Genomic DNA, 23302 nt, shown 5'->3' on the forward strand with positions numbered 1-23302 from the left:
CCAGCGGTTTCACCGCCGTGACCAAGGGGTGCTCGGTCACTTCGCCCCCTCACCGATCGCGTCACCGATCACATTGACCTGGAGCGAGACGCGGGTGGCCCCGGCCGCGAGGGACTTGCGCAACAGCTCGTCCACCGCGGTGAGCACCGCGTCCGCACCGCCTTCCGCCGTGTTGCCGAAGGGACCCACGTCGACCGCGTCCAGCTCGGCCGACTGGATGACCTCCCGGGCCACGACCGCGTGCGCCGGCGCCTCGTCGAGGTCGAACGGCTCGGTCGTGAACTCCACTCTCAAACGCACCATGCCCCCACGCTACGGCCCGTCCGGGCCCCGCGGGAGCCCCGGACCTGCGACTACCTCTTGACAAGTTGGGCGCCCTGATAGCAACCTTCCACCAGACAGAAACTTACTTCCGCAATACGGAAGGAGCGCCGCCCCTCATGGGATACACGGACCAGCGCTTCGATGTGAACCTGTCGATCCTCTTCACGGAACTCCCGCTTCTGGAGCGTCCCGCGGCCGCCGCCGCGGCGGGCTTCACCGCGGTCGAGCTGTGGTGGCCCTGGATCGACACCGCCACCCCCGAGCAGAGCGAGCTCGACGCCCTCAAGAAGGCCCTTGAGGACGCCGGCACCCAGCTGGTGGGCCTGAACTTCTACGCCGGCCAGCTCCCCGGCCCGGACCGCGGCGCGGTCTCGGTGCCCGGCGAGGAGTCGGACCGCTTCCGGGCCAACATCGACGTCGCCGCGGACTTCGCCGCCTCGGTGGGCTGCAAGGCGCTCAACGCGCTCTACGGCAACCGCGTCGAGGGCGTGGACCCGGCCGTCCAGGACGAACTCGCCCTGGAGAACCTGGTCGTGGCCGCCCGCGCGGCCGACCGGGTCGGCGCGATCCTCCTGATCGAGACCCTCAACAAGCCGGAGTCCCCGCTCTACCCGCTGGTGAGCGCGCCCTCCGCGATCGAGGTCGTCGACAAGGTCAACGCGGCCACCGGTCTCGGGAACGCCAAGTTCCTGCTGGACATCTACCACCTGGCCATGAACGGCGAGGACGTCGGCGCGGTCATCGCACAGTACGCCGACAGGACCGGCCACGTGCAGATCGCCGACATGCCGGGCCGCGGCGCTCCGGGCACCGGCGAGCTGCCGCTGGAGCAGCTGCTCGACGAGCTGAAGAAGGCCGGCTACGACGGCTGGGTCGGCCTGGAGTACAAGGCCGCCGACGCCGCCGCGTCCTTCGAGTGGCTCCCGGCCGAGGCCCGCGCCGCCCGCTGACGCCCGCCGCCCGGCGTCCCCCTCCCCGTACCACCAGTTTTCGAGAGGCACCCTCACCATGAGCACTCTTCCCAAGATCGCGTGGATCGGTCTCGGCATCATGGGCTCCCCCATGTCCGAGAACCTGATCAAGGCCGGCTACTCGGTCACCGGCTTCACCCTGGAGCAGGACAAGCTGGACCGCCTGGCGGCCGCCGGCGGCACCGCGGCCGGCTCGATCGCCGAGGCCGTCAAGGACGCCGACGTGGTCATCACGATGGTGCCCGCCTCCCCGCAGGTCGAGGCCATCTCCTACGGCCCCGACGGCATCCTGGAGAACGCCAAGTCCGGCGCGCTGATCATCGACATGTCGTCGATCACCCCGCAGACCTCGGTCGACCTCGCCAAGAACGCCGCCGAGAAGAGCCTGCGCGTCCTCGACGCCCCGGTCTCCGGCGGCGAGGCCGGCGCCATCGAGGCCGTCCTGTCGATCATGGTGGGTGGCGAGCAGGCCGACTTCGACGCGGCGCTGCCGATCCTCGAGGCCCTCGGCAAGACCATCGTCCTGTGCGGCCCGCACGGCTCCGGCCAGACGGTGAAGGCCGCCAACCAGCTCATCGTCGCCGTCAACATCCAGGCGTGCGCCGAGGCCGTGGTCTTCCTGGAGAAGTCCGGCGTGAACCTGCAGGCCGCGCTCGACGTCCTCAACGGCGGTCTGGCCGGCTCCACGGTCCTGACCCGCAAGAAGGACAACTTCCTGAACCGGGACTTCAAGCCCGGCTTCCGGATCGACCTGCACCACAAGGACATGGGCATCGTCACCGACGCCGCCCGCAACGTCGGCGCGGCCCTCCCGGTCGGCGCCGTGGTCGCCCAGCTCGTCGCCTCCCTGCGCGCCCAGGGTGACGGCGGCCTGGACCACTCGGCCCTGCTGCGCGCCGTCGAGCGCCTCTCCGGCCAGCAGGTCTGACCCGGCTCCCCGTCTGACGGGGCCCAGATTTCCGGGCGGCGGCGGCGCTGACACCTGTCCTGTCGCGCCCAGGCGCCGCCGCCGTCCGGAACACCACTCTTCATTTTCAACAAACTGTTGACGTTGTTCGGCGGGCGTACTTACGCTCCAGAGCACTCCACCCAGCAGTGCAGCTCCCGTACGGAAGGTCACGATGTCGAAGCGCGTGCTTACGACCGAGTCCGGCGCCCCCGTCGCCGACAACCAGAACTCCGCCACCGCCGGCGTCGGTGGCCCCCTCCTCCTCCAGGACCAGCACCTGCTGGAGAAGCTCGCCCGCTTCAACCGTGAGCGCATTCCGGAGCGCGTCGTGCACGCCCGTGGTTCCGGCGCGTACGGCTACTTCGAGGTGACCGACGACGTCACCGCCTGGACGAAGGCCGCCTTCCTCTCCGAGGTCGGCAAGAAGACGGAGCTGTTCCTGCGCTTCTCCACCGTGGCCGACTCGCTCGGCGGCGCGGACGCGGTCCGCGACCCGCGCGGCTTCGCGGTGAAGTTCTACACCGAGGAGGGCAACTACGACCTCGTCGGCAACAACACCCCGGTGTTCTTCATCAAGGACCCGATCAAGTTCCCCGACTTCATCCACTCCCAGAAGCGCGACCCGTTCACGGGCAAGCAGGAGCCGGACAACGTCTGGGACTTCTGGGCCCACGCCCCCGAGGCGACCCACCAGGTGACCTGGCTCATGGGCGACCGCGGCATCCCGGCCTCCTACCGGCACATGAACGGCTACGGCTCGCACACCTACCAGTGGACCAACGAGGCGGGCGAGGCCTTCTTCGTCAAGTACCACTTCAAGACGAACCAGGGCATCCGCAGCCTCTCCGCCGAGCAGGCCGCCGAGCTCGTCGGCAAGGACGCCAACTCGCACCAGACCGACCTGCTGCAGTCCATCGAGCGCGGTGTGAACCCGTCCTGGACCCTCTACGTCCAGGTCATGCCGGCCGCCGAGGCCGCGGACTACCGCTTCAACCCGTTCGACCTCACCAAGGTGTGGCCGCACGCCGACTACCCGCTGCAGCGCGTGGGCCGCCTGGTCCTCGACCGCAACCCGGACAACGTCTTCGCCGAGGTCGAGCAGGCCGCGTTCTCCCCGAACAACTTCGTCCCGGGCATCGGCCCGTCGCCGGACAAGATGCTCCAGGGCCGCCTCTTCGCCTACGCCGACGCCCACCGCTACCGCCTCGGTGTGAACCACACCCAGCTGCCGGTCAACGCGCCGAAGGCGAGCACCGCCGACAACTACGGCCGCGACGGCTTCATGGCCACCCGCAACGGCTCGCGCCACGACAAGAACTACGAGCCCAACTCGTACTCCGGTCCGCGCCAGACCGACGTGCCGCTGTCCGCGCCGCTCGCCATCCACGGCTGGACCGGCACCCACGAGGCGCCGCAGCACACCAAGGACGACGACTTCTTCCAGGCCGGTGAGCTCTACCGCCTGATGTCCGAGGACGAGAAGGCCCGCCTGATCGCCAACATCGCCGGCGGCCTGTCCCAGGTCTCCCGCGAGGACATCATCGAGAAGAACATCGCCCACTTCGCCGCCGCCGACCCCGAGTACGGCCGGCGCGTCGAGGAGGCCGTCCACGCCCTGCGCGAGGACTGATCTCCGACACCCCGACTGCGTACGGCACCTGACGGGAGGTCAGTGCCGTACGCGGTCCGGATCGCCGGCCCGGATGAGGGGTGGCCGGTGAACCGGACAGCGTGAGGACCGCGGTGGCGCCGAGCCAGTGCGGTGGTAAGGGCCCGAGGGCTCCCCTTCTTGACCTGAAGGAAGGGGCCGGCCTCGGTGCCCGTCGGTGCCGCCGCGGTCCCAACGCACCCCCTTCTCGCACGGAAGGGGGCACAGATTCCGCCCGGCGGCGCGAACGTCCTGTCGCGCCAGCCTCGCACCGTCGGGCGGTCACCAGACAGAGCGCGGAACCAGGTTTACGGTCCCTGGTTCCGCGCTCTTCTCGCGTTCCCGCCTCACCCGGCGCCCACGGCCGCACGGGCGGGCGCGCCCGGTCCGCGCGCCGAGCCGAGGGCCAGGGCGGCGGTGACCGCGAGCGAGGCGAGGGCCAGCAGCGTCATCGCCGTGGCGGGCGAGGTGAGCTGGGCGAGCGCCCCGGCGAGGGCCGCGCACAGGCCCTGGAGCGCGAGCATGCCGGAGGCGTGCAGGCCGAGCGCGTGGCCGCTCAGCTCGTCCGGCACCAGGGCCGTCAGACGCTCCTGGTGCAGCAGGCTCGCCGCGTAGCCGACCGCCGACACCGTGATCGCGGCCGTGGCGAGCGGCAGCCCGGGCCGGAACACGAAGAGCAGGTACGGCGCCGCCAGGAGGGCCTGGAGGGGCGCGGCCAGCCTGCTCCGCCACCGCGCCGGCACGAAGCGCCCGACGGCGGTGTCGCCGGCCAGCATGCCGGCCGCGGCGCAGACGAAGAGGAGTCCGGCGTGCCCCGGGTCGTACGGCACGAAGAGCGACTCGCAGCCGACGATCAGGCCGTTGGGCACCCACAGCGCGAGGTAGACGAGCCGGCGCGGCCGTGAGGACCACAGCCGGGCGTTGGTCCGCCAGGTCTCGGCGGCCGAGGCCCGCCCGGCGGCCCGCGGCGCGCGACGGGACAGCCCGAGCCGGGCGAGCACGGCCCCGGCGAGGTAGAGGGCGGCGCCGGTCAGCAGCGTGCCGCGCGGCGAGAGCACCGCGGTCAGCACCCCGCCGGCCGCGAAGCCGGCGATCTGGCAGACCCCGACGGACATGTTGAACACCGACCGGCCGATCAGATACCGCTCGCGCGGCAGGATCTCGTTGAGCAGCCCGTAGCGCACTCCGCCGGCCACGGAGCCGGCCAGGCCCTGGAGGAACAGCAGCGCGAAGACGGCGCCCACCGGCAGGCCGGGGACCGCCTGGGCCGCCGTGCCGGCCGCGAAGACCAGCGGGACGGCGGTGAGCGCGGCCCGCGGCGGCAGCCGGTCGGCCGCCGACAGGAGCGTCGTGGCGCCGACGAGCTGGGCGAGGGCCTGGCCGAACATGGCCAGCGCGGCGAGCAGCGGCGAGGCGGTGGCCCGGAAGACGAGCACGGCGAGACCGAGGCCGGCGAGGGTCTGGGCGGCGACCTGGGCGGAGCCGCAGAGGAAGAGCGGAGTGAACTCGGGCGTGCGGAAGAGGTCGCGGTAGCGGGGCATGCGCGGAGTCTCGGGGAGGCCCGGGCGCTGCCGTTATTGTTTCGCGCGGCGGCGAAAGGACGGGCGGGACCCATGGGCTGGTGGCGGATCGGTACGGACTCGCTGGCGGGCAGCCGGTTCGTCGTCTCGCCGCTGGCCGAGACCGTCGCGGCCCTCAAGACCCTGCACCGGGCCTCCGGCGCGCATCCCGGCGAGCGGGCCTGGCTCACCGCGCACCTGCCCGCCTACCGCCGGCGGCTCGCCGCCGAGCCGGTCGACGCGCTGCTCGTACGGGCCGCCCTCGGGCCCACCTGGAACGCGGACTTCCTGACGCCGACACCGCTGGGCGAGGGTGAGCGGACCTTCGAGGAGGAGGTCGTGGCGGTGCGCGAGGCCGAACCGGCCGACGCGGTGCCGCAGTTGGAGGTCGCGGTCGGCGGGCCGGTGCCGGAGCCGCTGCGCCGCGCGCCCGATCTGCCGGCCCGGATGGCCGGCGTGCTGGAGTGGGTGTGGCGCGAGACGGTGCTGCCCGACTGGCCGCGGCGGCGCCGGGTCCTGGAGGCCGATGTGCTGGCGCGGACGGCCCGGCTGGCCCGGGACGGCTGGGCGGCGGCGCTCGACGAGCTGTCGCCGGGGCGGACGCGCTGGCTGGGCGACGGGCGCCTGCAGGTCAACTCCCGCGACTACCCGCCGCGTTCGGTGGACGGCGGGCTGCTGCTCTTCGTCCCGGTGACGCCGGCGACGAGCTGGGTGTCCTGGGAGGGCTCGGAGCGCTACGCGGTGGTGTACCCGTGCGCGGGCGCGCTGGCGGACGGGGCGCTGCGGGCGGCTCCCGAGGCGCTGTCCGCGCTGCTGGGCCGGGCCCGCGCCGGTGTCCTCGTACGCCTCGAGTCGCCCACGTCCACCAGCCAGTTGGTGGCGCTGACCGGGCAGGGGCTCGGGTCGGTGGGCCGGCATCTGAAGGTGCTGCTCGACGCCGGTCTGGTACGGCGCAGGCGGGCCGGTCGGTCGGTGCTGTACGACTGGACGGAGGCGGGCGCGGTCCTCGTACGGGCGCAGGGCGGGAACGCGAGCGGCCCCCACTCCGGTGCTCGGCGGAGTGGGGGCCCGGTCACGGCTCCCTGATCAGACCTTGAGGGCCTTGATCGCGGTGGGCGCGTGGCCCGGCTCGGTGGCCAGGTCCTCGAACTCGGTGACGTCGCTCATGTCGACCGTCTTGCTCATCGCGATGTTGGTGATGCGCTCCAGGATCGCCTCGACGACGACCGGGACCTGGTGCTCGACGGCCAGCTTCTTGGCCTGCTCCAGCGCCTCGCCCAGCTTCTCCGGGTCGGTGACGCGGATCGCCTTGACGCCCAGGCCCTCGGCGACCTTGACGTGGTCGACGCCGTAGGCGCCGATCTCGGGGGTGTTGATGTTCTCGAACTCGAGGTTGACCTCGAAGTTGATGCCGAGGCCGCCCTGCGCCTGACGGATCAGACCGAGGTAGGCGTTGTTCACGAGGACGTGGACGTAGGGGACCTTGTGCTGGGCGGCGACCGCCAGCTCCTCGATCATGAACTGGAAGTCGTAGTCGCCGGAGAGCGCGACGACCGGGACGTCCGGCTGCGCGGTGGCGGCGCCGATGGCGGCCGGGATGGTCCAGCCGAGCGGGCCGGCCTGGCCGCAGTTGATCCAGTGGCGCGGCTTGTAGACGTGCAGGAACTGCGCGGCCGCGATCTGGGAGAGACCGATGGTGGTGACGTAGCGGGTCTCCGGGCCGAAGGCCTTGTTCATCTCCTCGTAGACGCGCTGCGGCTTCATCGGGATGTTGTCGAAGTGCGTGCGGCGCTGGAGGGTGGCCTTGCGCTCCTGCGCGGAGGCGGCCCAGGCGGTGAAGTCCGGGAGCTTGCCCGCGGCCTTCCACTCCTTGGCGATCTCGATGAAGAGCTCGAGGGCGACCTTGGCGTCGGAGGCGATGCCGTAGTCCGGGGCGAAGATCTTGCCGAGCTGGGTGGGCTCGATGTCGACGTGGACGAACTTGCGGCCCTTGGTGTACGCCTCCAGGTTGTAGCCCGTGTGGCGGTTGGCCCAGCGGTTGCCGATGCCGATGACGGTGTCGGACTCCAGGAAGGTCGCGTTGCCGTAGCGGTGCGCGGTCTGGACGCCCACCATGCCGGCGGCGAGCTCGTGGTCGTCCGGGATGGTGCCCCAGCCCATGAGGGTGGAGATGACCGGGATGCCGGTCAGCTCGGCGAACTCGACCAGCAGGTCGGAGGCGTCGGCGTTGATGATGCCGCCGCCGGCGACGATCAGCGGGCGCTCGGCCTCCAGGAGGAAGCCGAGGGCCTTCTCGGCCTGGGCGCGGGTCGCGGACGGCTTGTAGACCGGCAGCGGCTCGTAGGTCTCCGGGTCGAACTCGATCTCGGTGAGCTGGACGTCGATCGGCAGGTCGATGAGGACCGGGCCGGGACGGCCGGAGCGCATCAGGTGGAAGGCCTGCTGGAAGACGCCGGGGACCTGCGCGGCCTCGAGGACGGTCGTGGCGGCCTTGGTGACGGGCTTGGCGATCGAGGCGATGTCGACGGCCTGGAAGTCCTCCTTGTGGAGCTTCGAGACCGGGGCCTGGCCGGTAATGCACAGGATCGGGATCGAGTCGGCGATCGCCGAGTACAGGCCGGTGATCATGTCGGTGCCGGCGGGGCCGGAGGTGCCGATGCAGACGCCGATGTTCCCGGCCTTGGCGCGGGTGTAGCCCTCGGCCATGTGGGAGGCGCCTTCGACGTGGCGGGCCAGCGTGTGGCTGATGCCGCCGACGTTCTTGAGCTCGCGGTAGAAGGGGTTGATCGCCGCGCCGGGCACACCGAACGCGTTGGTGACGCCTTCGCGCTTGAGGATCTCAACGGCCGCTGCGGCGGCGGTCATACGAGGCATGGGAGTGCTCCTGCTTCGGGGCCTTGACGGCTTGTTTCCATAATGCGGAAGTACTGTTCTGCTATACGGAAGCAATGTAGGTGGGGCGGTGGAGAGGCGTCAAGAGACAACCGGCCGGGTGCCCGCGCGGCGGGCGCGCGTCGCGTGCGGGTGGCGTGCGCGAGGCGTCGGCGGGGGCGGCGCGCGCGAGGCGTCGGCGGGGGCGTCGGCGGGCCGGCCCGGGAGCGGTGTGCGCGGGATGGCCGAAGTCGCTCCCCCGGGCGGCCGGATTGGTGGACGATGGGACAGCACGTGGCGGAGGGGGTTCGGTGTGGCTGAGTCGGTACAAGTGCGCTGTCCGGAGTGCCTTCGCACGCTGCGGTACGCGGCGCCCGCCTTCCCCTGTTCCTGCGGCACCCCGGTCGCGCCTCCGGTGGTCCCCGGCGCCGCCGCCGTGCCCGTCACCCACCGCAACTGGTCCGACGAATGGGTCACCGTCCACTGCCCGGCCTGCGCCCGGGCCTCGGACTGGCCCCACCCGGAGGTGGGCTGCCCGTGCGGGGCGGTGCTGCGGGTGGCGGTACGGGGCGCGGACGAGCCGGTCGGCGCGGGGACCGGGACGCCCGAGGCGGGCGGCGGCACGGCGCCGCGCGTGGTGAGGCAGCGGCCGGCGACCGATCTGGCGGCGGGACCGGCCACCGACCCCACCACCGACCCGGCCACGGCCCCGAGCACGGAGCCGACCACCGGCCTCGCCGCCGGACCGCGCGGCCCGGCGACCGGACCCACGGCTGGTCCCACGACTGGTCCCACGGTCGGCCCGGCGGCCGGGGCACGCCCCGGGAGCGGGCCGGCGCCGGCGTCCCCGGGCGAGAGCGACCACGGCGCCGGCCCGGCGCCGGGCCCGGACTCCGCCCCGTACACCTCCTTCGCCCGCCGCCATCCCGCCCACGCGCTCCCCGACCGGGCCGCCGCCCCGGCCTCCGGCCCGGCGCCGGACCGCTCGCCCTTCCGCCCGGTCACGATCCGGACCGCGCGGGACGCCGTCGCCGCGTCCGCCGGATATCTGCGGTGGCTCGGCTTCCGGGACGTCGTCCAGCCCGAGGAGCGCTCGGCCTCGGCCGTGGACCTGCGCGGGCCCGGACTCGTCGCGCAGGTGGACCCGAGCACCCGGCCGACCGGACTGCGGGCGGTCGAGTGCCTGTGGCTGAACGGGCTCAGCAGCTCGGCGGTGGGCGTCTACTTCTCCCTCGCCGGCTACACGCCCGAGGCCCACGAACGCGCCGAGGGCCTCGGCATCCCGCTCTTCGTGCTCGACCTCACCGGCACTCCGCAGCCCGTCAACAGCTCCGCCGCCGACCTCCTCGCCACCGGAGCGCCCTGACGGATTCGGCCATTCGCGACGTGACGATCGCCTCTCCCCCGGGCACAACACCTTCGGGGGGTGAACACCATGACGACGGCGATGTGGTGGTTCCTGGGGACGGCGTCCGCTCAACTCGTCGCGGCGGCGCTGCTGTTGCGTACGCGCAGCCAGGAGCGTTCCGAACTGCCGCCGCAGGCACTGGCGTTGCTGCGCGGCGGGCCGCGGGCCGCGGTGGTCGTGGCGCTGGTCGCGCTGCACCAGCGGGGCGCGGTGGCGGCGGGACGGCGGGGCACGATTCGCGCCAACGGCGGGGCCGGCCGCACCCGTGACCCGCTCCAGCTCGGCGTGCACCGCTCGCTCCAGCGGGCGCTCGCGCTGCGGGTCCTGGCCACCCGGCCGAAGGCCCGGCAGGCGCTCGACGCCCTCGGGGCGGAGCTGGGCAGGACCGGGCTGCTGCGCCCGCCCGGGCGGCTCAGGGCGGCCCGGGCGCTGCTCGTCTGCGTGCCGGTCACGGTCGGCGCCGGCCTCGTCGCGGCCGGCGTGTCGGGCCCGGCGCTGGCGCTCGGCGGCGGCCTGGCGCTGGCCGCCGGGGCCCTGCTCACCGTCCCGCCCACCACCCGCGCGGCCCGCCGCCTGCTGGCCACGCTGCGCGCCGGCCATCCTCTGCCCGCCCACCGCAGCTCGGTGACCGACGGCCGCGACGTCCTGCTGTACGTGGCCCTGTACGGCGACCCGGCGCTGCGCCTCTTCCTGCCCCGCTTCTCCCGCGACGGCGGCCTCCTCGCCCACCACACCGGCCATGACGACGCCTACGCCACCGGCCGCGGCCGGTACCCCGACAACGGCCCGGCGTGCACCGGCGGAACACCGGATTGACGCGGCGCATACGCGGGGCGCGCCATACTGGCGTATGCGCATCCGAGCGGCCGTGACGGCCGAGCTTTCGCTGCTCCAGGACATCGAGCGCGCCGCGGGTGAGGCCTTCAGGCCCCTCGGCATGGACGAGATCGCGGACGACGAGCCGCTGCCGCTGGACGTCCTGGAGGGTTATCGCGGCGCCGGGCGGGCGTGGGTGGCGGTGGACGGCGCGGACCGTCCCGTCGCGTATCTGCTCACGGACACCGTCGACGGCGCCGCCCACATCGAGCAGGTGTCGGTGCACCCGGACGCCGCCCGCCAGGGCGTCGGGCGGGCGCTGATCGAGCATCTGGCCGAGGCAGCCCGCGCGCAGGGCCTGACGGCGCTGACGCTGACGACCTTCGCCGAGGTCCCGTGGAACGCGCCCTACTACGCGCGGCTGGGCTTCCGCCGCCTCGACGAGGGCGATCCGGCGCTGTCGGCGGGGCTGCGGGCGATCAGCCGGGCCGAGGCGGCCCACGGTCTGGCCGCCTGGCCGCGGGTCTGCATGCGCCGTGAGCTGGCCACGGCCCCGGTGCCCGTCGCCGCGCCCGCGCCGCGTGTCAGCCCGCCCCGGCCCCGTACCGCTCCCGCAGTTCCACCTTCCGCACCTTCCCGCTGACCGTCATCGGGAACTCGGCGAGGATCTCCACCCGTCTGGGGATCTTGTAGTGCGCGAGCCGGTCCCGGCAGAAGTCCGTGATGTCGTCGAGCGTGGGCGGGTCGGCCGGGTCGCGCGGGATCACGCAGGCCAGGATCTCCTCGCCGTAGCGCTCGTCGGGCACGCCGACGACCTGCACGTCGGCGACCTTGGCGTGCCCGTACAGGAACTCCTCGATCTCGCGCGGGTAGACGTTCTCGCCGCCCCGGATGATCATGTCCTTGATGCGACCGACGATCTGCACGTAGCCGTCCTCGCGCATCACCGCGAGGTCTCCGGTGTGCATCCAGCGGCCCGGGTCGATCGCCTCGGCGGTCTTCTCGGGCTCGTCCCAGTAGCCGAGCATCACGCTGTAGCCGCGGGTGCACAGCTCGCCCGCCGCGCCGCGCGGCACGGTCAGACCGGTCGCCGGGTCGACGATCTTGACCTCGACGTGCGGCATGACGCGCCCGACCGTTCCGGTGCGCCGCTCCAGGTCGTCGTCGCGGCGGGTCTGGGTGGAGACGGGCGAGGTCTCCGTCATGCCGTAACAGATCGACACCTCGGCCATGTTCATCTCGGCGACCACCCGCTTCATCACCTCCACCGGGCACGGCGAGCCCGCCATGATCCCGGTGCGCAGCGTGGAGAGGTCGTACGAGGCGAAGTCGGGCAGGTTCAGCTCGGCGATGAACATCGTCGGCACCCCGTAGAGCGAGGTGCAGCGCTCCTCTTGCACGGCGCGCAGCGTCGCGGCCGGGTCGAAGGACGCGGCCGGGATCACCATGCAGGCGCCGTGCGAGGTGGCGGCGAGATTGCCCATCACCATGCCGAAGCAGTGGTAGAAGGGCACCGGGATGCAGATCCGGTCCTGCTCGCTGTAGGCGATCATCTCGCCCACGAAGTAACCGTTGTTGAGGATGTTGTGGTGGGAGAGCGTGGCGCCCTTCGGGAAGCCCGTGGTCCCCGAGGTGTACTGGATGTTGACCGGCTCGTCGCAGGACAGCGCGGCCGGCATCACACCCTCCGGCGCCTCGCGGGCGAGGAGTTCGTCCCAGGTCGGGTCGTCGAAGTAGACCGTCTCGCGCAACGCCGGGCACCTGCCGCGCACTTCCTCGACCATCGCCCGGTAGTCGCTCGTCTTGTGGGTGAGCGAGGCGAAGAGCAGCGAGACGCCCGCCTGCCGCAGCACGTACTCCAACTCGTGGGCGCGGTAGGCCGGGTTGATGTTGACCATGACGGCGCCGATGCGCGCGGTGGCGTACTGGACGAGCACCCACTCGGCGCGGTTGACCGCCCAGATGCCGACCCGGTCGCCCTTGACGACTCCGCTGCCGAGCAGCGCGTCCGCAAGCCGGTCGACGTCGGCGCCGAACCGGGCGTAGGTCCAGCGCCGTCCGGTGGGCACGTCCACCAGCGCCTCGCGCTCCGGCCAGGCGGCGACGGCCCGGTCGAGGTTGGCGCCGATGGTGTCGCCGAGGAGCGCCGTCTCGGACACTCCGTGCGCGTACGAGAGGCGGTGCGCGGGCTCGCTCATGCCAGGTCTCCCTCGGTGTACTCGGTGCCGGTGTCGCCCTCGGCGGTCAGCTTGCGCAGCTCGACCCGGCGGATCTTGCCGGAGACGGTCTTCGGCAGCTCGGCGAACTCGATCCTGCGGATCCGCTTGTACGGGGCGAGGACCTCGCGCGAGTGCGCGAACAGCGCCTTCGCGGTGTCGGCGGTCGGCTCCCAGCCGGCGGCGAGGACGACGTACGCCTTGGGGACGGCGAGCCGCAGCGGGTCGGGCGCGGGGACGACGGCGGCCTCGGCCACGGCCTCGTGCTCGAGCAGCGCGCTCTCCAGCTCGAAGGGCGAGATCTTGTAGTCGCTCGCCTTGAAGACGTCGTCGGCGCGCCCGATGTAGGTGATGTAGCCGTCGGCGTCGCGGGAGCCGATGTCGCCGGTGCGGTAGTAGCCGCCGGCCATCGCCTCGGCCGTGCGCTCCGGGTCGCCGTGGTAGCCGGTCATCAGGCCCACCGGCGCGGCGGCGAGGTCCAGACAGATCTCGCCCTCCTCGACGTCCGGAGTGCCGGACACCGGGTCGACCAGGGTTACCCGGAAGCCGGGGCTCGGCCGGCCCATCGAGCCCTCCTTGAGCCGCTGGCCGGGGCTGTTGGAGACCTGCACGGCGGTCTCGGTCTGGCCGAAGCCGTCGCGGATGGTGACGCCCCAGGCGCGCCGGACGGACTCGATGACCTCGGGGTTGAGCGGCTCGCCGGCGGCGACGACCTCGCGGGGAGGGGTGCCGAGCTGGGCGAGGTCGGCCTGGATCAGCATCCGCCACACGGTGGGCGGGGCGCAGAAGCTGGTGACGCCGTGCCGGTCCATCTCGGCCATCAGGCGGGCCGGGTCGAAGCGCGTGTAGTTGTGGATGAAGACGGTCGCCTCGGCGTTCCAGGGCGCGAAGAGGTTGGACCAGGCGTGCTTGGCCCAGCCGGGCGAGGAGATGTTGAGGTGGACGTCGCCGGGCTTGAGGCCGATCCAGTACATGGTGGCGAGGTGCCCGACGGGATACGAGGTGTGGGTGTGCTCGACGAGCTTGGGGCGCGCGGTGGTGCCGGAGGTGAAGTAGAGCATCAGGGTGTCGTCGGCGGAGGTGACACCGTCCGGCTCGAAGGCCGCGGACTGCTCGTAGGCCCGCTCGTAGCCGAGCCAGCCCGCGCCGACGCCGCCGACCGCGATCCGGGTGTAGTCGCCGGGCACGTCGTCGAACTTGGCCGTGTCCTCGGCGCGTACGAGCACGTGCCGGGCCCGGCCGCGGTCCACCCGGTCGCGCAGGTCGGCGGGGCCGAGCAACGGGGTGGCGGGGATGACGACGGCGCGCAGCTTCATCGCGGCGAGCATGGTCTCCCACAGCTCGGCCTGGTTGCCGAGCATGACGATCATCCGGTCGCCGGCCCGGACGCCCTGCGCGCGCAGCCAGTTCGCGACCTGGTTGGAGCGCTCGGACATCTCGGCGAAGCTCAGCTTCGTCTCGGAGCCGTCCTCCTCGACGATGTGGAGGGCGGTGCGGTCGTTGCCCGCGGCGATGACGTCGAACCATTCGAGCGCCCAGTTGAACCGTTCGGGCCGGGGCCAGGTGAAGCCCGCGTAGGCCGTCTCGTAGTCCTCCCGGTGCCGGAGCAGGAAGTCGCGGGCGGCCCGGAACCGCTCCGTCGCCTCCATCGGCTCCGCCGCGCTGGTTGCCGTCATGTGTCCTCCTCGTTGCGGGACCCGTCCCGCACATCGTGTAATCAGTGACCCAGGTCTCACTACCCCCGTTCGGGGGGAGACCGCCCGTGTCGAGGAGGACGCCCGGTGCCCGAGCAGGTCCAGGTCGAATCGGTGGAGCTGCGCGGCGCGCTGCTCCGGCTGCGGCGCACCACCGGACTCTCGGTGGTGTTCGGAGGGCTGCTCCACGAGGGAGACGGGGCGGGTCAGACGTACGGCGGTGGGGGCGGGCCGGCGAACGGGAGCGGCGGCGGGCCGGCGCGCGGGAGCGGCGGCGGGCAGGGGCTCGCGCTGCGGATCGGGGAGCTGGACGGGGCGGTGACGCCCGCGCTGCGCGGCCTGTCGATCTCCGCGGGCTCCGGTCTCGGCGGCAAGTGCCTCGCGCTCTCCCGGCCGTGCGCGGTCACGGACTATCCCTCCGCCCGGCACATCACGCACGAGTACGACGGCCCGGTCTCCGCGGAAGGGCTGCGCTCGGTCATCGCGGTGCCCGTCGTCGTACGCCGCCAGGTGCGCGGAGTCCTGTACGGCGCGCTGCGCGAGGCCCTCCCTATCGGCGAACGCGTCTTCGACGCGGCCGTCGCGGCGGCCCGCGACGTGGAACAGGCCCTCGCCGTACGCGACGAGGTGCGCCGCCTCACGGCGGAACGCGAGGAGATGCGCCGGGCGTACGGCGAGCTGCGCGAGCTCGCGCCCCAGGTGACCGACCCGGCGGTGCGGGACCGCCTGCTCGCGGTCTGCGGCCGGCTCGAGACGGCCTCCGGCCGGCCGGGCCCCGGCGCCGCCCCGGCGGTGGCCCTCACCCCGCGCGAGACGGACGTCCTCGCGGCGGTGGCGCTCGGCGCCACGAACGCGACCGCGGCACACCGCCTGGGCCTGCGCCCCGAGACGGTCAAGGGCTATCTGCGCTCGGCCATGCGCAAACTCGGCGCGCACACCCGCCTGGAGGCGGTGGTGGCGGCCCGCAGGGCGGGCGCGCTGCCTTAGAGGGCGTCCGTGTGGACGATCTCGTACGGAAGGCCGTCGGCGGTCGTCAGGCGCAGCGTGCGCTCGGCCTCCTCGTCGAGCGCTGCGCGCTCGGCCCGGGTGGTGCGCCGGAACGGCTCGACGGTCAGGACCGTGCGGTCCTTCGCCTCCTCCAGGCGCCAGAGGCCCGCGAGGAAGCCGTCCAGGAGGAACACGCGGTGGGCCTGGTTGCCGGTCCAGGTGCGGGAGCGGTCCTCGGCGGCGACGACGCGGCCGCGGTCGGCGTGGGACAGCAGGAGGTTGTCGAACTCGGGCAGGAAGCGCGGCGGCGCGGGCGTGTCCGGGTCGGGGCGCGGCGCGTCGGGCAGGTCGAACAGCTCGGTGCCGTGCTCGTCGCGGAAGACGAGGAGGCGGGGCCGCAGCCGCTCGAAGGCGGGCCGGAGCCGGGTGAGACCGCACCAGGTCTGCATGTCCTGGACGGAGGCGGGCCCGAAGGCGCCGAGGTAGCGCAGGACGGTGTCGTCGAGGTCGGCGGCGGCCTGCTCGGTGGTGTGCCCGAACCAGCTCGTGGCCGTGGTGAGGGCGACCTGCCCGCTGCTGCCCCACAGCCCGCGGGGCGTGACCTGGACCATCGGGAGGAGGCAGCGGGCGGCGACGAAGAGGGACTGCGGGTCGGCGTCGGGCCATTCCTCGAGGAGGCGTTCGCGCAGCTGCTTGGGCGTGCGGGGCCGTTCCTCGACATGGGCGGCGCAGAGGGCGACGAGCCGGTCGAGATCGACGCCGGCGAGCCCCTTGCGGAACATCCTGAGCTCGCGGTCGACGGCCCCGGCCTGGACGAGGCGACGCAGCGGGACGGCGTCGGCGGCGGTGTGGGTGTGGACGGTGGAGCGCATCGAGACGATGCGGGCGACCCGGCGGGACTCCATGAGGGCGGAGAGGTCCTCGGTGCGGAAGTCCTGGAGGCGGGCGGCGAGCGCGTAGTAGGGCGGCTTGGTGTTCTGCGCCTGGAGCCCGACGAGGTGGTGGACCGCCTGCTCGGCGGAGAGCGGGGCGCGGCGGAGCAGGAGCTGGCGGTCGAGGGTGGCACGGTTGAGGGCGCGGGTGGAGAGGAGCATGGTCCGCACGCTAGTGAGGGTTGCGGACAGCGAGGGACCGCAATGCGGGCGGGGTTTGCCGCAACCTCCGAACCGGCGGCCGAGGGCATGGCCGGATGTGACAGAACATGGTCATTGCGGCCGTCCCGGCGGGGCGACATGATCGGCGCATGCTTCCACCGCACAGAGTCGTCGTCGTGGCCTTCCCCGGCGTCGAACTGCTCAACGTCACCGGTCCGGCCGAGGTGTTCTCGGTCGCGACGCGGGTCGCGGGCCCCGGCCGGGCCGGCTACGACGTGCGCATCGCGACGGCGCGGGGCGAGCCGGTGACCACCTCCAGCGGGATCCGGCTGCTGGCCGACATGAGCCTGGACGAGGTGTACGGCGACGTGGACACGCTGCTCGTGTCGGGCGCCGTCCGGGTGCGCGACCAGGAGGTGGAGCCGGTGCTCGACCGCGGGATCGTCGACTGGCTGCGCGAAGGGGCCGACGGGACGCACCGGCTGGGGTCCGTCTGCTCGGGCGCGCATCTGCTGGCCGCGGCGGGCCTGCTGGACGGCCGTTCCGCCACGACCCACTGGCGGACGGCCGCGCGGCTGGCCGCCGACCACCCGCTGGTCACCGTCGATCCGGACCCGATCTTCATCCGGGAGGGCCGGCTGTGGACCTGCGCGGGCATCGCCTCCGGGATGGACATGGCCCTGGCCATGGTCACGGAGGACCACGGTCCCGAACGCGCCCTGGCCACCGCCCGGACGATGGTGATGTACGTCAAACGCGCCGGCGGTCAGAGCCAGTTCAGCGCCCCGCTCGCTCCGCCCGCCGCGCCCGGTGACCGGCTGGACGAGCTGCGGAGGTGGATCGGCGAGCACCTCACCGAGGACCTGTCCGCCGACGCGCTGGCCGGCCGGATGCACCTGAGCGTGCGCCACTTCTCCCGGCTGTTCCGCGAACGTACGGGCACGACACCGGCCGCGTACGTCGAATCCGTCCGGCTGGACGCCGCCCGCCGGCTGCTCCAGGACAGCAGCCACGGCCTGCCCGAGATCGCCGCCCTGAGCGGCCTCGGTTCCGTGGAGAGCCTGCACCGTTCCTTCCGGCGCCGTCTCGGCACCACTCCCGCCCAGTACCGGCGCCGTTTCCGCTGAACCACCCCACGTCCCGTCCTCCGACCGCCGCGCACCACCGCGCGGCGGAGGACCGTCATGCCCAAGGAGAGCACCATGTCCCGCACCAAGGTCGTCCCCCTCCCGGTCATGGGCCGGCACCACATCAACGCCTATCTGCTGCTCGGCCGCCGTCCCGTCGTCGTCGACGCGGGAACGCCCGGCAGCGGCCGGAGGATCTACGAGCAGATCGCCGCCCAGGGGGTGGACCCGGGCGACGTGTCGCTGATCGTGCTCACGCACGGCCACATCGACCACTTCGGCTCCGCCGCCGAACTGCGCCGCCTGACCGGGGCTCCCGTCGCCGGGCACGTCGCCGACCTCGGCCCCTACCGCACCGGCCGGGCCCGCGAGCCCTATCTGCCCACCGGACCCTTGGGCCGCCTGATGGCCAGGAACAGGAAGCTGCACGCCCGGGTGGAGGCCGTGGAGCCCGACGTGCTCGTGACCGGCGAGACCGGCCTGGAGGACTTCGGCGTCGCCGCACGCATCATGCCCACGCCCGGGCACACCGCCGGATCGGTCTCCGTCCTCACCGGCGAAGGCGACCTCGTCGCGGGCGATCTGATCGCCAACTCCCTCTTCGGTCTCGTACGGGGCCGGCCCGCCAACCCGCCCTTCCACGACGACCCGCGGGAGAACCTCGCCAGCCTGCGGGAGATGCTCGCCCTGGACCCGGTCGCCCTCCATGTCGGCCACGGCACCGCGCTGGAGCCCGACCGGGTCCGGCGCTGGGCCGACCGGGAGCACCGGCGGCTGTCCCGGCTCGAGGCGGCGGGCCGGCTGCCGGCCCGTACGGAGCACGGCACGGTCTGACCGGCCGGCACGGTCCGGGCACCGTCGGCGGGCGGTGCGTTCAGGCGCGGGCGTCGAGCGCGGCCAGGATGTCGGCGGGCTCCGCACGGGTGGTGTAGTCGGCGTGGACGAAGGCCCAGCGGATGATGCCGTCGCGGTCGATGACGTAGGTCGCCGGCAGCGGAAGGGTGCGCGGGTGGCCGCCGTTGACCCGCTGGAGGTCGAAGCCGAGCTTGTCGTAGACGGCCGCGAGGTCGTCGGGCAGGTCGAAGGCGAGTCCGTACTGCTTGGCGGTGTCGGATCCGATGTCGCTGAGGACGTCGAAGGCGAGGCCGTGCTTCTCGGTGAGGGACATCGACTCGTCGGGGATCTGCGGCGAGACGGCGACCAGGCGGGCGCCGCGGGCCGAGATGTCCGCGTGGTGCTGCTGGAGCGAGCGCAGGGCGATGTTGCAGTACGGGCACCAGGCGCCGCGGTAGAAGGTCAGGACGACGGGCCCGTCGGCGAGCAGCGCGTCGAGGGAGACGGCCTCGCCGGTCGCGGACGCGAGGGTGAAGCGCGGGGCCCGGTCTCCGACGGCGAGGGCCCGTTCGGCCTGTCCGGACGCGGCGAGCTCCTCGCCCGCGCGGTCCATCACGGCCCGCACCTCGGCGGGGATCTGCTGCCGGCGGGCTTCGTAGAAGCTGCGCAGCTCGGCGTTGAGGGTCATGGCTGGTTCCTCCTGGACGGGCCGGGAAATAACTCGGAACGATCGTTTCAAGATAGCGGCGTGCGAGGGCGTACGCCAGCCGCGCCACGGCAGTTGGGGCGTCAGAGGGTCGTGAAGGGTGTGTGGTCGGCGAGCGCGAGCGCCCGGATGAAGGCGCCGGCCCGGACCAGGTGGCGCGCGACGAAGCGGAGCACGGAGGGCCGGCTCGATCCGTAGGCGGTGACCCACAGCTTCGGTATCCGATTCATGCGGCACAGAGTGAGGGCCGCCGGTCACGGACGGTCGGACCGTGGACGAACCTGGACGGCGGCGCCGCCGGCCGCCTCGACGGTGGGCCCGACGGGGGCCCGACGGTCCGGCCGGGCCTATGCGCGGCCGACCGGTCCCCGCTATCTTGGAATTTCTATTACAAGATAGCGGGGTGGAACATGCCGGACATCAAGCACTTCGATCCGGACGCGGCCCTGGAGACCGTGGTGCGGCTCTTCTGGCGCCAGGGCATGGCGTCGACCGGAATCCAGGACATCGTGAACGCCACCGGAGTCAACCGCTCCAGCCTCTACTCCACCTTCGGCGACAAGCAGGCGCTCTACCTCGCGGCCCTGCGCCGCTACCTCGAGTACCGCTCCCAGCCGGTGTTCGAGCGCCTCGCCGAGGACGACCGAGGACTTCCGGCCGTCAGCGAGTTCTTCACGGGGCTCGTCGCGGCGCGCTGCTCGGGCGAGTACGCCCGGTGGGGCTGCATGGTCTCGAACGCGCACGCCGGCGCCGAGAACGCCGACCCGCAGGTCCGCGCCGTCCTCGACCAGCACCACCAGCGGCTGCGGGACGCGATGCACGCCGCCCTGGTGACCGCGGAGGCGCGCGGACAGCTCGCGCCCGGCGTCGACGTGGGCTCCTCCGCCGATCTGCTGGCCCTGCTCGCGTACGGGGTCAACCTGAGGTCCCGCGCCGGAGCGCCCGAGCAGGCTCTCACGCAGACCGTGCAGGCCGCGCTCGGGGCGCTGAGCGCGGCTCGGTGACGACGCCGGTGTCGCCGGCGTCGGCGGTGTAGTCCTCGGGCGAGGTCTCGTCGACACCGTCGGGCGTGCCCACCGCGCGCAGGACGAGGGTGAGGGCGACGGTGACGAGGACGTTGAGGACGAAGGCGGTGAGGCCGATGTAGCCGATCTCGCCGATGCCGGGGATCTCGGCGGAGGAGCCGCCGAAGTGCTTCTGGGTGGGGCCGGCGACGCCGTAGGCGGCGGCGGTGCCGTAGACCATGCCGACGGCCCAGCCGGCGATGAGGGCCCAGCGGTGCATCCAGCGGGTGAACAGGCCGCCGACGAGGGCGGGGAAGGTCTGCAGGATCCAGATGCCGCCGAGGAGCTGGAAGTTGATGGCGACGGTCTTGTCCATGGTGAGGACGAAGACGAGGGCGCCGACCTTGACCAGGAGCGAGACGAGCTTGGAGACCTTGGTCTCCTGGGCGGCGGTGGCGTCGGGCTTGATGAAGTCCTTGTAGATGTTGCGGGTGAAGAGGTTGGCGGCGGCGATGGACATGATGGCGGCTGGGACGAGGGCGCCGATGCCGATGGCGGCGAAGGCGACGCCGGCGAACCAGGCCGGGAACATGTTCTCGAACAGCTGCGGGATGGCGAGCTGGCCGTTGGTCACCTTCACACCGGCCGCGATCGCCATGAACCCGAGCAGCGCCAGCAGACCCAGCATCAGGGTGTAGAGCGGCATCACCGTGGTGTTGCGTCGGATCACCTCGCGGCTCTTGGAGGAGAGCGTCGCGGTGATCGAGTGCGGGTACATGAACATGGCCATGGCGGAACCGAGGGCGAGGGTCGCATACGTCCACTGCGCGGCCGAGCCGCTGACGAGAGCGCCCTGGGGCTTGCCCGTGACCGGGTTGACCGTGGCGTACTTCGCACCGGCCTGGGCGAAGATCTCGTCGAAGCCGCCCAGCCTGATCGGGATGTAGACGATCGCCACCGCGATGACGAGGTAGATCAGGGTGTCCTTGACGAAGGCGATCATGGCCGGCGCCCGCAGGCCGGACGAGTAGGTGTAGGCCGCCAGCACGCCGAAGGCGATGAGCAGCGGCAGGTCCTTGACGAACCAGTGGGTGTTCCCGCCGCCGCCGACGCCCATCACGTCCAGGACGGCCTGGATGCCGACCAGTTGGAGCGCGATGTACGGCATGGTGGCGAGGATGCCGGTGAAGGCCACGGCCAGCGACAGGCCCTTGGAGCCGAAGCGGCCGCGGACGAAGTCCGCCGTCGTCACGTAACCGTGCTTGTGCGACACCGACCACAGGCGGGGCAGGAAGGTGAAGATCAGCGGATAGACCAGGATGGTGTACGGCACGGCGAAGAAGCCGGCCGCGCCCGCCGCGTAAACGGCCGCCGGGACGGCGACGAAGGTGTACGCGGTGTAGACGTCGCCGCCCAGCAGGAACCAAGTGATCCAGGCGCCGAACGAGCGGCCGCCCAGGCCCCATTCGTCCAGGCTGTGCTCGTTCTCGGCCTTCCGCCAGCGGGCGGCCCGGAAGCCCATGACCGTGACGGCCAGGAAGAAGAGGACGAAGACGCCGAGCGCGACGCCGTTCACGCCGTCGGTCATCTCGGTGTCCCTTCGCTGCGGGATACGGTGGTCTCGGCCATGGGGCGGCTCCAGGAACGCTGTGAGGTACGGATCCCTGCCGGGTGGACACGCGCGGCGTGTCCACCCGGCAGGGCGGGGAGAGGGAGGGGACGCGGGAGTCAGGCGCGGACGGGCTCGCGCTCCGCGGCCTGCTGCGCCGGGGCCGTCGCCGCCACCGGAGGGACGTCCAGCATCTGCTGCTCCATGCGGTCGGGGATCGCCCACCGGTAGAGCGGCACCGCGGCGGCCGTGGTGAGGACGGCGACCAGGACGAGCATCGAGAAGACCTCGGGCGTGATCATGCCCTGCGCGAGGCCGATGTTGATGAAGATGAGGATCATCAGCCCGCGGGCGTTCATCAGGCCGCCGACGGCCCACGACTCGCGCCAGGAGAAGCCGACGGTGCGCATCGCCGCCGCGCAGCCCAGGTACTTGCCGACGAAGCCGGCCACGAGGATCACCAGGAAGGGAAGGATCATCCCCCAGCCGGCGAGGCCGCCCAGCTCGGTGTTGAGCCCCGAGAAGGCGAAGAAGATGGGCAGCAGCAGGACACAGACGAGGTCCATCATCCGGCCGTGCAGGGCCGCCCGGAACGCCGGGTTCTCGGGCATGGCGAGTCCGGCGATGAAGCCTCCGAACACCGAGTAGATGCCGATGTAGTCGGTGAACAGGCCGGCGAGGAGCACGATGCCGACCACGACGTACATCTCCTCGAAGCCGAAGGACCCGGTGCGCTGGACCCGGTCGCCCAGCGGGCGCAGCAGCTTCTTGACGCCGAAGAGCATCACGGCGGCGAACACCGCGGTGAGCCCGATCGTCTTGAACACCTGCATGACGCCGGAGCCGGTGTGCATGGCGGAGAGAACGGCCAGGAAGCACCAGGCGGCGGCGTCGTCGATGGAGGCGCCGAGGAGCGTCATGCGGCCGAGGCGGGTGTTCTCCAGGCGCCGCTCGTAGAGGATGCGGGCGAGCATCGGGAAGGCGGTGATGGACAGCGCGCCGCCGGTGAAGAGGGCGAACTCGAAGGGCGTGACGTCGGGCTTGGAGAGCCGGTCGTAGAGGAGATAGCCCGCGCCGGCGCCGAGGAGCAGCGAGGGCAGGATGCCGGAGACGGCGAGGACCGCGGCGTTGCGGGTGTCGTTCGTGCCGCCGTCGGACCGGTGGTCGAGCCCGGCGCCGACGAGGAACATGAAGACGGTCAGGCCGATGGTGCTCAGGACGTAGAGGATCGGCTTCACCTCGGGCGCGAAGACCGCCTTCTGGGCCTCGGGGAAGAGGGCGCCGAACAGGGTCGGGCCGAGCAGGACGCCGGCGACCATCTCGCCCAGGACCCGCGGCTGCTTCACGAGGATCGCCAGCCGTCCGCACAGGGCGGAGACGGCGAGGATGACGACGATCGCCGGGAGCACCTTCAGGACGAGCTCGAGGTTCTTGTCGGTGGTGCCGGCGGCCAGTTGGTGGAGGGTGTGGTGCACAGCGACTCCC

At 72.5% G+C, this 23302-nt stretch carries 21 protein-coding genes; 11 read left to right on the plus strand and 10 right to left on the minus strand.

Annotated features, from left to right (window positions below):
• Nucleotides 1–36: 36 nt before the first annotated feature.
• A complete protein-coding gene (locus ACIGO8_RS09635; RefSeq protein ID WP_399726833.1) occupies nucleotides 37–300 on the minus strand; it encodes a hypothetical protein in 264 nt (87 codons plus the stop codon).
• 140 nt (nucleotides 301–440) lie between these two features.
• On the opposite strand from ACIGO8_RS09635, the gene ACIGO8_RS09640 reads away from it, so the two are divergent.
• The 3 genes from ACIGO8_RS09640 to ACIGO8_RS09650 all read left to right on the plus strand — a co-directional run bounded on the left by ACIGO8_RS09640 (nucleotide 441) and on the right by ACIGO8_RS09650 (nucleotide 3874).
• Entirely contained in the window at nucleotides 441–1274 is an 834-nt protein-coding gene (locus ACIGO8_RS09640) for a TIM barrel protein (RefSeq protein WP_399726476.1), read from the plus strand.
• A gap of 58 nt (nucleotides 1275–1332) precedes the next feature.
• Complete coding sequence (locus ACIGO8_RS09645) at nucleotides 1333–2223, plus strand: 2-hydroxy-3-oxopropionate reductase (RefSeq protein WP_399726478.1); 891 nt, start codon at nucleotides 1333–1335, stop codon at nucleotides 2221–2223.
• Between the two features lie 193 nt (nucleotides 2224–2416).
• Nucleotides 2417–3874, plus strand: a complete 1458-nt coding sequence (locus ACIGO8_RS09650; RefSeq protein ID WP_399726481.1) for a catalase — start codon at nucleotides 2417–2419, stop codon at nucleotides 3872–3874.
• A 365-nt stretch (nucleotides 3875–4239) separates the two neighbouring features.
• Here ACIGO8_RS09650 and ACIGO8_RS09655 read toward each other — a convergent pair whose 3' ends face one another.
• Nucleotides 4240–5433: an MFS transporter gene (locus tag ACIGO8_RS09655; protein WP_399726484.1), complete on the minus strand. Its 1194-nt coding sequence runs from the start codon at nucleotides 5431–5433 to the stop codon at nucleotides 4240–4242.
• Nucleotides 5434–5505: 72 nt separating this feature from the next.
• On the opposite strand from ACIGO8_RS09655, the gene ACIGO8_RS09660 reads away from it, so the two are divergent.
• Nucleotides 5506–6537 carry an ArsR family transcriptional regulator gene (locus ACIGO8_RS09660; protein ID WP_399726486.1) on the plus strand — a complete coding sequence of 344 codons (1032 nt, stop codon included), beginning with the start codon at nucleotides 5506–5508 and terminating at the stop codon, nucleotides 6535–6537.
• On the opposite strand, the gene gcl is transcribed toward ACIGO8_RS09660, so the two are convergent.
• A complete protein-coding gene (gene gcl / locus ACIGO8_RS09665; protein ID WP_399726488.1) occupies nucleotides 6538–8325 on the minus strand; it encodes a glyoxylate carboligase in 1788 nt (595 codons plus the stop codon).
• A 310-nt stretch (nucleotides 8326–8635) separates the two neighbouring features.
• Between gcl and ACIGO8_RS09670 the strand changes: the two genes are divergently transcribed.
• From ACIGO8_RS09670 to ACIGO8_RS09680, 3 genes are all read left to right on the plus strand, one after another.
• Nucleotides 8636–9688: a hypothetical protein gene (locus tag ACIGO8_RS09670; protein WP_399726491.1), complete on the plus strand. Its 1053-nt coding sequence runs from the start codon at nucleotides 8636–8638 to the stop codon at nucleotides 9686–9688.
• 69 nt (nucleotides 9689–9757) lie between these two features.
• Nucleotides 9758–10546: a TIGR04222 domain-containing membrane protein gene (locus tag ACIGO8_RS09675; protein WP_399726835.1), complete on the plus strand. Its 789-nt coding sequence runs from the start codon at nucleotides 9758–9760 to the stop codon at nucleotides 10544–10546.
• Nucleotides 10547–10598: 52 nt separating this feature from the next.
• Nucleotides 10599–11189: a GNAT family N-acetyltransferase gene (locus tag ACIGO8_RS09680; protein ID WP_399726494.1), complete on the plus strand. Its 591-nt coding sequence runs from the start codon at nucleotides 10599–10601 to the stop codon at nucleotides 11187–11189.
• Here ACIGO8_RS09680 and ACIGO8_RS09685 read toward each other — a convergent pair.
• Nucleotides 11131–12744: an AMP-binding protein gene (locus ACIGO8_RS09685; protein ID WP_399726496.1), complete on the minus strand. Its 1614-nt coding sequence runs from the start codon at nucleotides 12742–12744 to the stop codon at nucleotides 11131–11133. The two genes, ACIGO8_RS09680 and ACIGO8_RS09685, sit on opposite strands and share 59 nt — an antisense overlap.
• Nucleotides 12741–14438, minus strand: coding sequence for an AMP-binding protein (locus tag ACIGO8_RS09690; RefSeq protein WP_399726499.1), 1698 nt, complete (start codon nucleotides 14436–14438; stop codon nucleotides 12741–12743). The genes ACIGO8_RS09685 and ACIGO8_RS09690 overlap by 4 nt, the downstream gene beginning before the upstream one ends.
• Nucleotides 14439–14543: 105 nt before the next feature.
• Between ACIGO8_RS09690 and ACIGO8_RS09695 the strand changes: the two genes are divergently transcribed.
• Nucleotides 14544–15443, plus strand: a complete 900-nt coding sequence (locus tag ACIGO8_RS09695) for a response regulator transcription factor (protein ID WP_399726502.1) — start codon at nucleotides 14544–14546, stop codon at nucleotides 15441–15443.
• On the opposite strand, the gene ACIGO8_RS09700 is transcribed toward ACIGO8_RS09695, so the two are convergent.
• Complete coding sequence (locus ACIGO8_RS09700; protein ID WP_399726505.1) at nucleotides 15440–16537, minus strand: winged helix DNA-binding domain-containing protein; 1098 nt, start codon at nucleotides 16535–16537, stop codon at nucleotides 15440–15442. The two genes, ACIGO8_RS09695 and ACIGO8_RS09700, sit on opposite strands and share 4 nt — an antisense overlap.
• 149 nt (nucleotides 16538–16686) lie before the next feature.
• Here ACIGO8_RS09700 and ACIGO8_RS09705 point away from each other — a divergent pair, with 149 nt between their 5' ends.
• Together ACIGO8_RS09705 and ACIGO8_RS09710 are read left to right on the plus strand one after the other, a co-directional pair.
• Nucleotides 16687–17664, plus strand: coding sequence for a GlxA family transcriptional regulator (locus ACIGO8_RS09705; protein WP_399726507.1), 978 nt, complete (start codon nucleotides 16687–16689; stop codon nucleotides 17662–17664).
• Between the two features lie 75 nt (nucleotides 17665–17739).
• Nucleotides 17740–18498, plus strand: coding sequence for an MBL fold metallo-hydrolase (locus ACIGO8_RS09710; RefSeq protein ID WP_399726510.1), 759 nt, complete (start codon nucleotides 17740–17742; stop codon nucleotides 18496–18498).
• Between the two features lie 40 nt (nucleotides 18499–18538).
• Here ACIGO8_RS09710 and ACIGO8_RS09715 read toward each other — a convergent pair whose 3' ends face one another.
• Nucleotides 18539–19186 (minus strand): peroxiredoxin-like family protein, encoded by a 648-nt coding sequence (locus tag ACIGO8_RS09715; protein WP_399726514.1) that lies wholly within the window; start codon nucleotides 19184–19186, stop codon nucleotides 18539–18541.
• A 101-nt stretch (nucleotides 19187–19287) separates the two neighbouring features.
• Nucleotides 19288–19434, minus strand: a complete 147-nt coding sequence (locus tag ACIGO8_RS09720) for a hypothetical protein (protein WP_399726516.1) — start codon at nucleotides 19432–19434, stop codon at nucleotides 19288–19290.
• Nucleotides 19435–19614: 180 nt separating this feature from the next.
• Here ACIGO8_RS09720 and ACIGO8_RS09725 point away from each other — a divergent pair, with 180 nt between their 5' ends.
• Nucleotides 19615–20208, plus strand: coding sequence for a TetR/AcrR family transcriptional regulator (locus ACIGO8_RS09725; protein WP_399726519.1), 594 nt, complete (start codon nucleotides 19615–19617; stop codon nucleotides 20206–20208).
• Here ACIGO8_RS09725 and mctP read toward each other — a convergent pair.
• Nucleotides 20159–21796: a monocarboxylate uptake permease MctP gene (mctP, locus tag ACIGO8_RS09730; protein WP_399726522.1), complete on the minus strand. Its 1638-nt coding sequence runs from the start codon at nucleotides 21794–21796 to the stop codon at nucleotides 20159–20161. The genes ACIGO8_RS09725 and mctP overlap by 50 nt on opposite strands.
• A gap of 140 nt (nucleotides 21797–21936) precedes the next feature.
• The gene (locus ACIGO8_RS09735; RefSeq protein ID WP_399726525.1) at nucleotides 21937–23292 is read right to left on the minus strand and encodes a cation:proton antiporter; all 1356 of its coding nucleotides are present in this window, start codon (nucleotides 23290–23292) and stop codon (nucleotides 21937–21939) included.
• Nucleotides 23293–23302: the final 10 nt, after the last annotated feature.

The organism is Streptomyces sp. NPDC053493 (assembly GCF_044544825.1).
Taxonomy (GTDB): Bacteria; Actinomycetota; Actinomycetes; order Streptomycetales; family Streptomycetaceae; genus Streptomyces.

Bases quoted from the DNA above. Each gene is read 5' to 3' on its own strand.
- ACIGO8_RS09640 (WP_399726476.1), top strand. From the start codon at position 441: ATGGGATACACGGACCAGCGCTTCGATGTGAACCTGTCGATCCTCTTC.
- ACIGO8_RS09645 (WP_399726478.1), top strand. From the start codon at position 1,333: ATGAGCACTCTTCCCAAGATCGCGTGGATCGGTCTCGGCATCATGGGC.
- ACIGO8_RS09650 (WP_399726481.1), top strand. From the start codon at position 2,417: ATGTCGAAGCGCGTGCTTACGACCGAGTCCGGCGCCCCCGTCGCCGAC.
- ACIGO8_RS09655 (WP_399726484.1), bottom strand. From the start codon at position 5,433: ATGCCCCGCTACCGCGACCTCTTCCGCACGCCCGAGTTCACTCCGCTC.
- ACIGO8_RS09660 (WP_399726486.1), top strand. From the start codon at position 5,506: ATGGGCTGGTGGCGGATCGGTACGGACTCGCTGGCGGGCAGCCGGTTC.
- gcl (WP_399726488.1), bottom strand. From the start codon at position 8,325: ATGCCTCGTATGACCGCCGCCGCAGCGGCCGTTGAGATCCTCAAGCGC.
- ACIGO8_RS09675 (WP_399726835.1), top strand. From the start codon at position 9,758: ATGACGACGGCGATGTGGTGGTTCCTGGGGACGGCGTCCGCTCAACTC.
- ACIGO8_RS09685 (WP_399726496.1), bottom strand. From the start codon at position 12,744: ATGAGCGAGCCCGCGCACCGCCTCTCGTACGCGCACGGAGTGTCCGAG.
- ACIGO8_RS09690 (WP_399726499.1), bottom strand. From the start codon at position 14,438: ATGACGGCAACCAGCGCGGCGGAGCCGATGGAGGCGACGGAGCGGTTC.
- ACIGO8_RS09700 (WP_399726505.1), bottom strand. From the start codon at position 16,537: ATGCTCCTCTCCACCCGCGCCCTCAACCGTGCCACCCTCGACCGCCAG.
- ACIGO8_RS09705 (WP_399726507.1), top strand. From the start codon at position 16,687: ATGCTTCCACCGCACAGAGTCGTCGTCGTGGCCTTCCCCGGCGTCGAA.
- ACIGO8_RS09710 (WP_399726510.1), top strand. From the start codon at position 17,740: ATGTCCCGCACCAAGGTCGTCCCCCTCCCGGTCATGGGCCGGCACCAC.
- ACIGO8_RS09715 (WP_399726514.1), bottom strand. From the start codon at position 19,186: ATGACCCTCAACGCCGAGCTGCGCAGCTTCTACGAAGCCCGCCGGCAG.
- ACIGO8_RS09720 (WP_399726516.1), bottom strand. From the start codon at position 19,434: ATGAATCGGATACCGAAGCTGTGGGTCACCGCCTACGGATCGAGCCGG.
- ACIGO8_RS09725 (WP_399726519.1), top strand. From the start codon at position 19,615: ATGCCGGACATCAAGCACTTCGATCCGGACGCGGCCCTGGAGACCGTG.
- mctP (WP_399726522.1), bottom strand. From the start codon at position 21,796: ATGACCGACGGCGTGAACGGCGTCGCGCTCGGCGTCTTCGTCCTCTTC.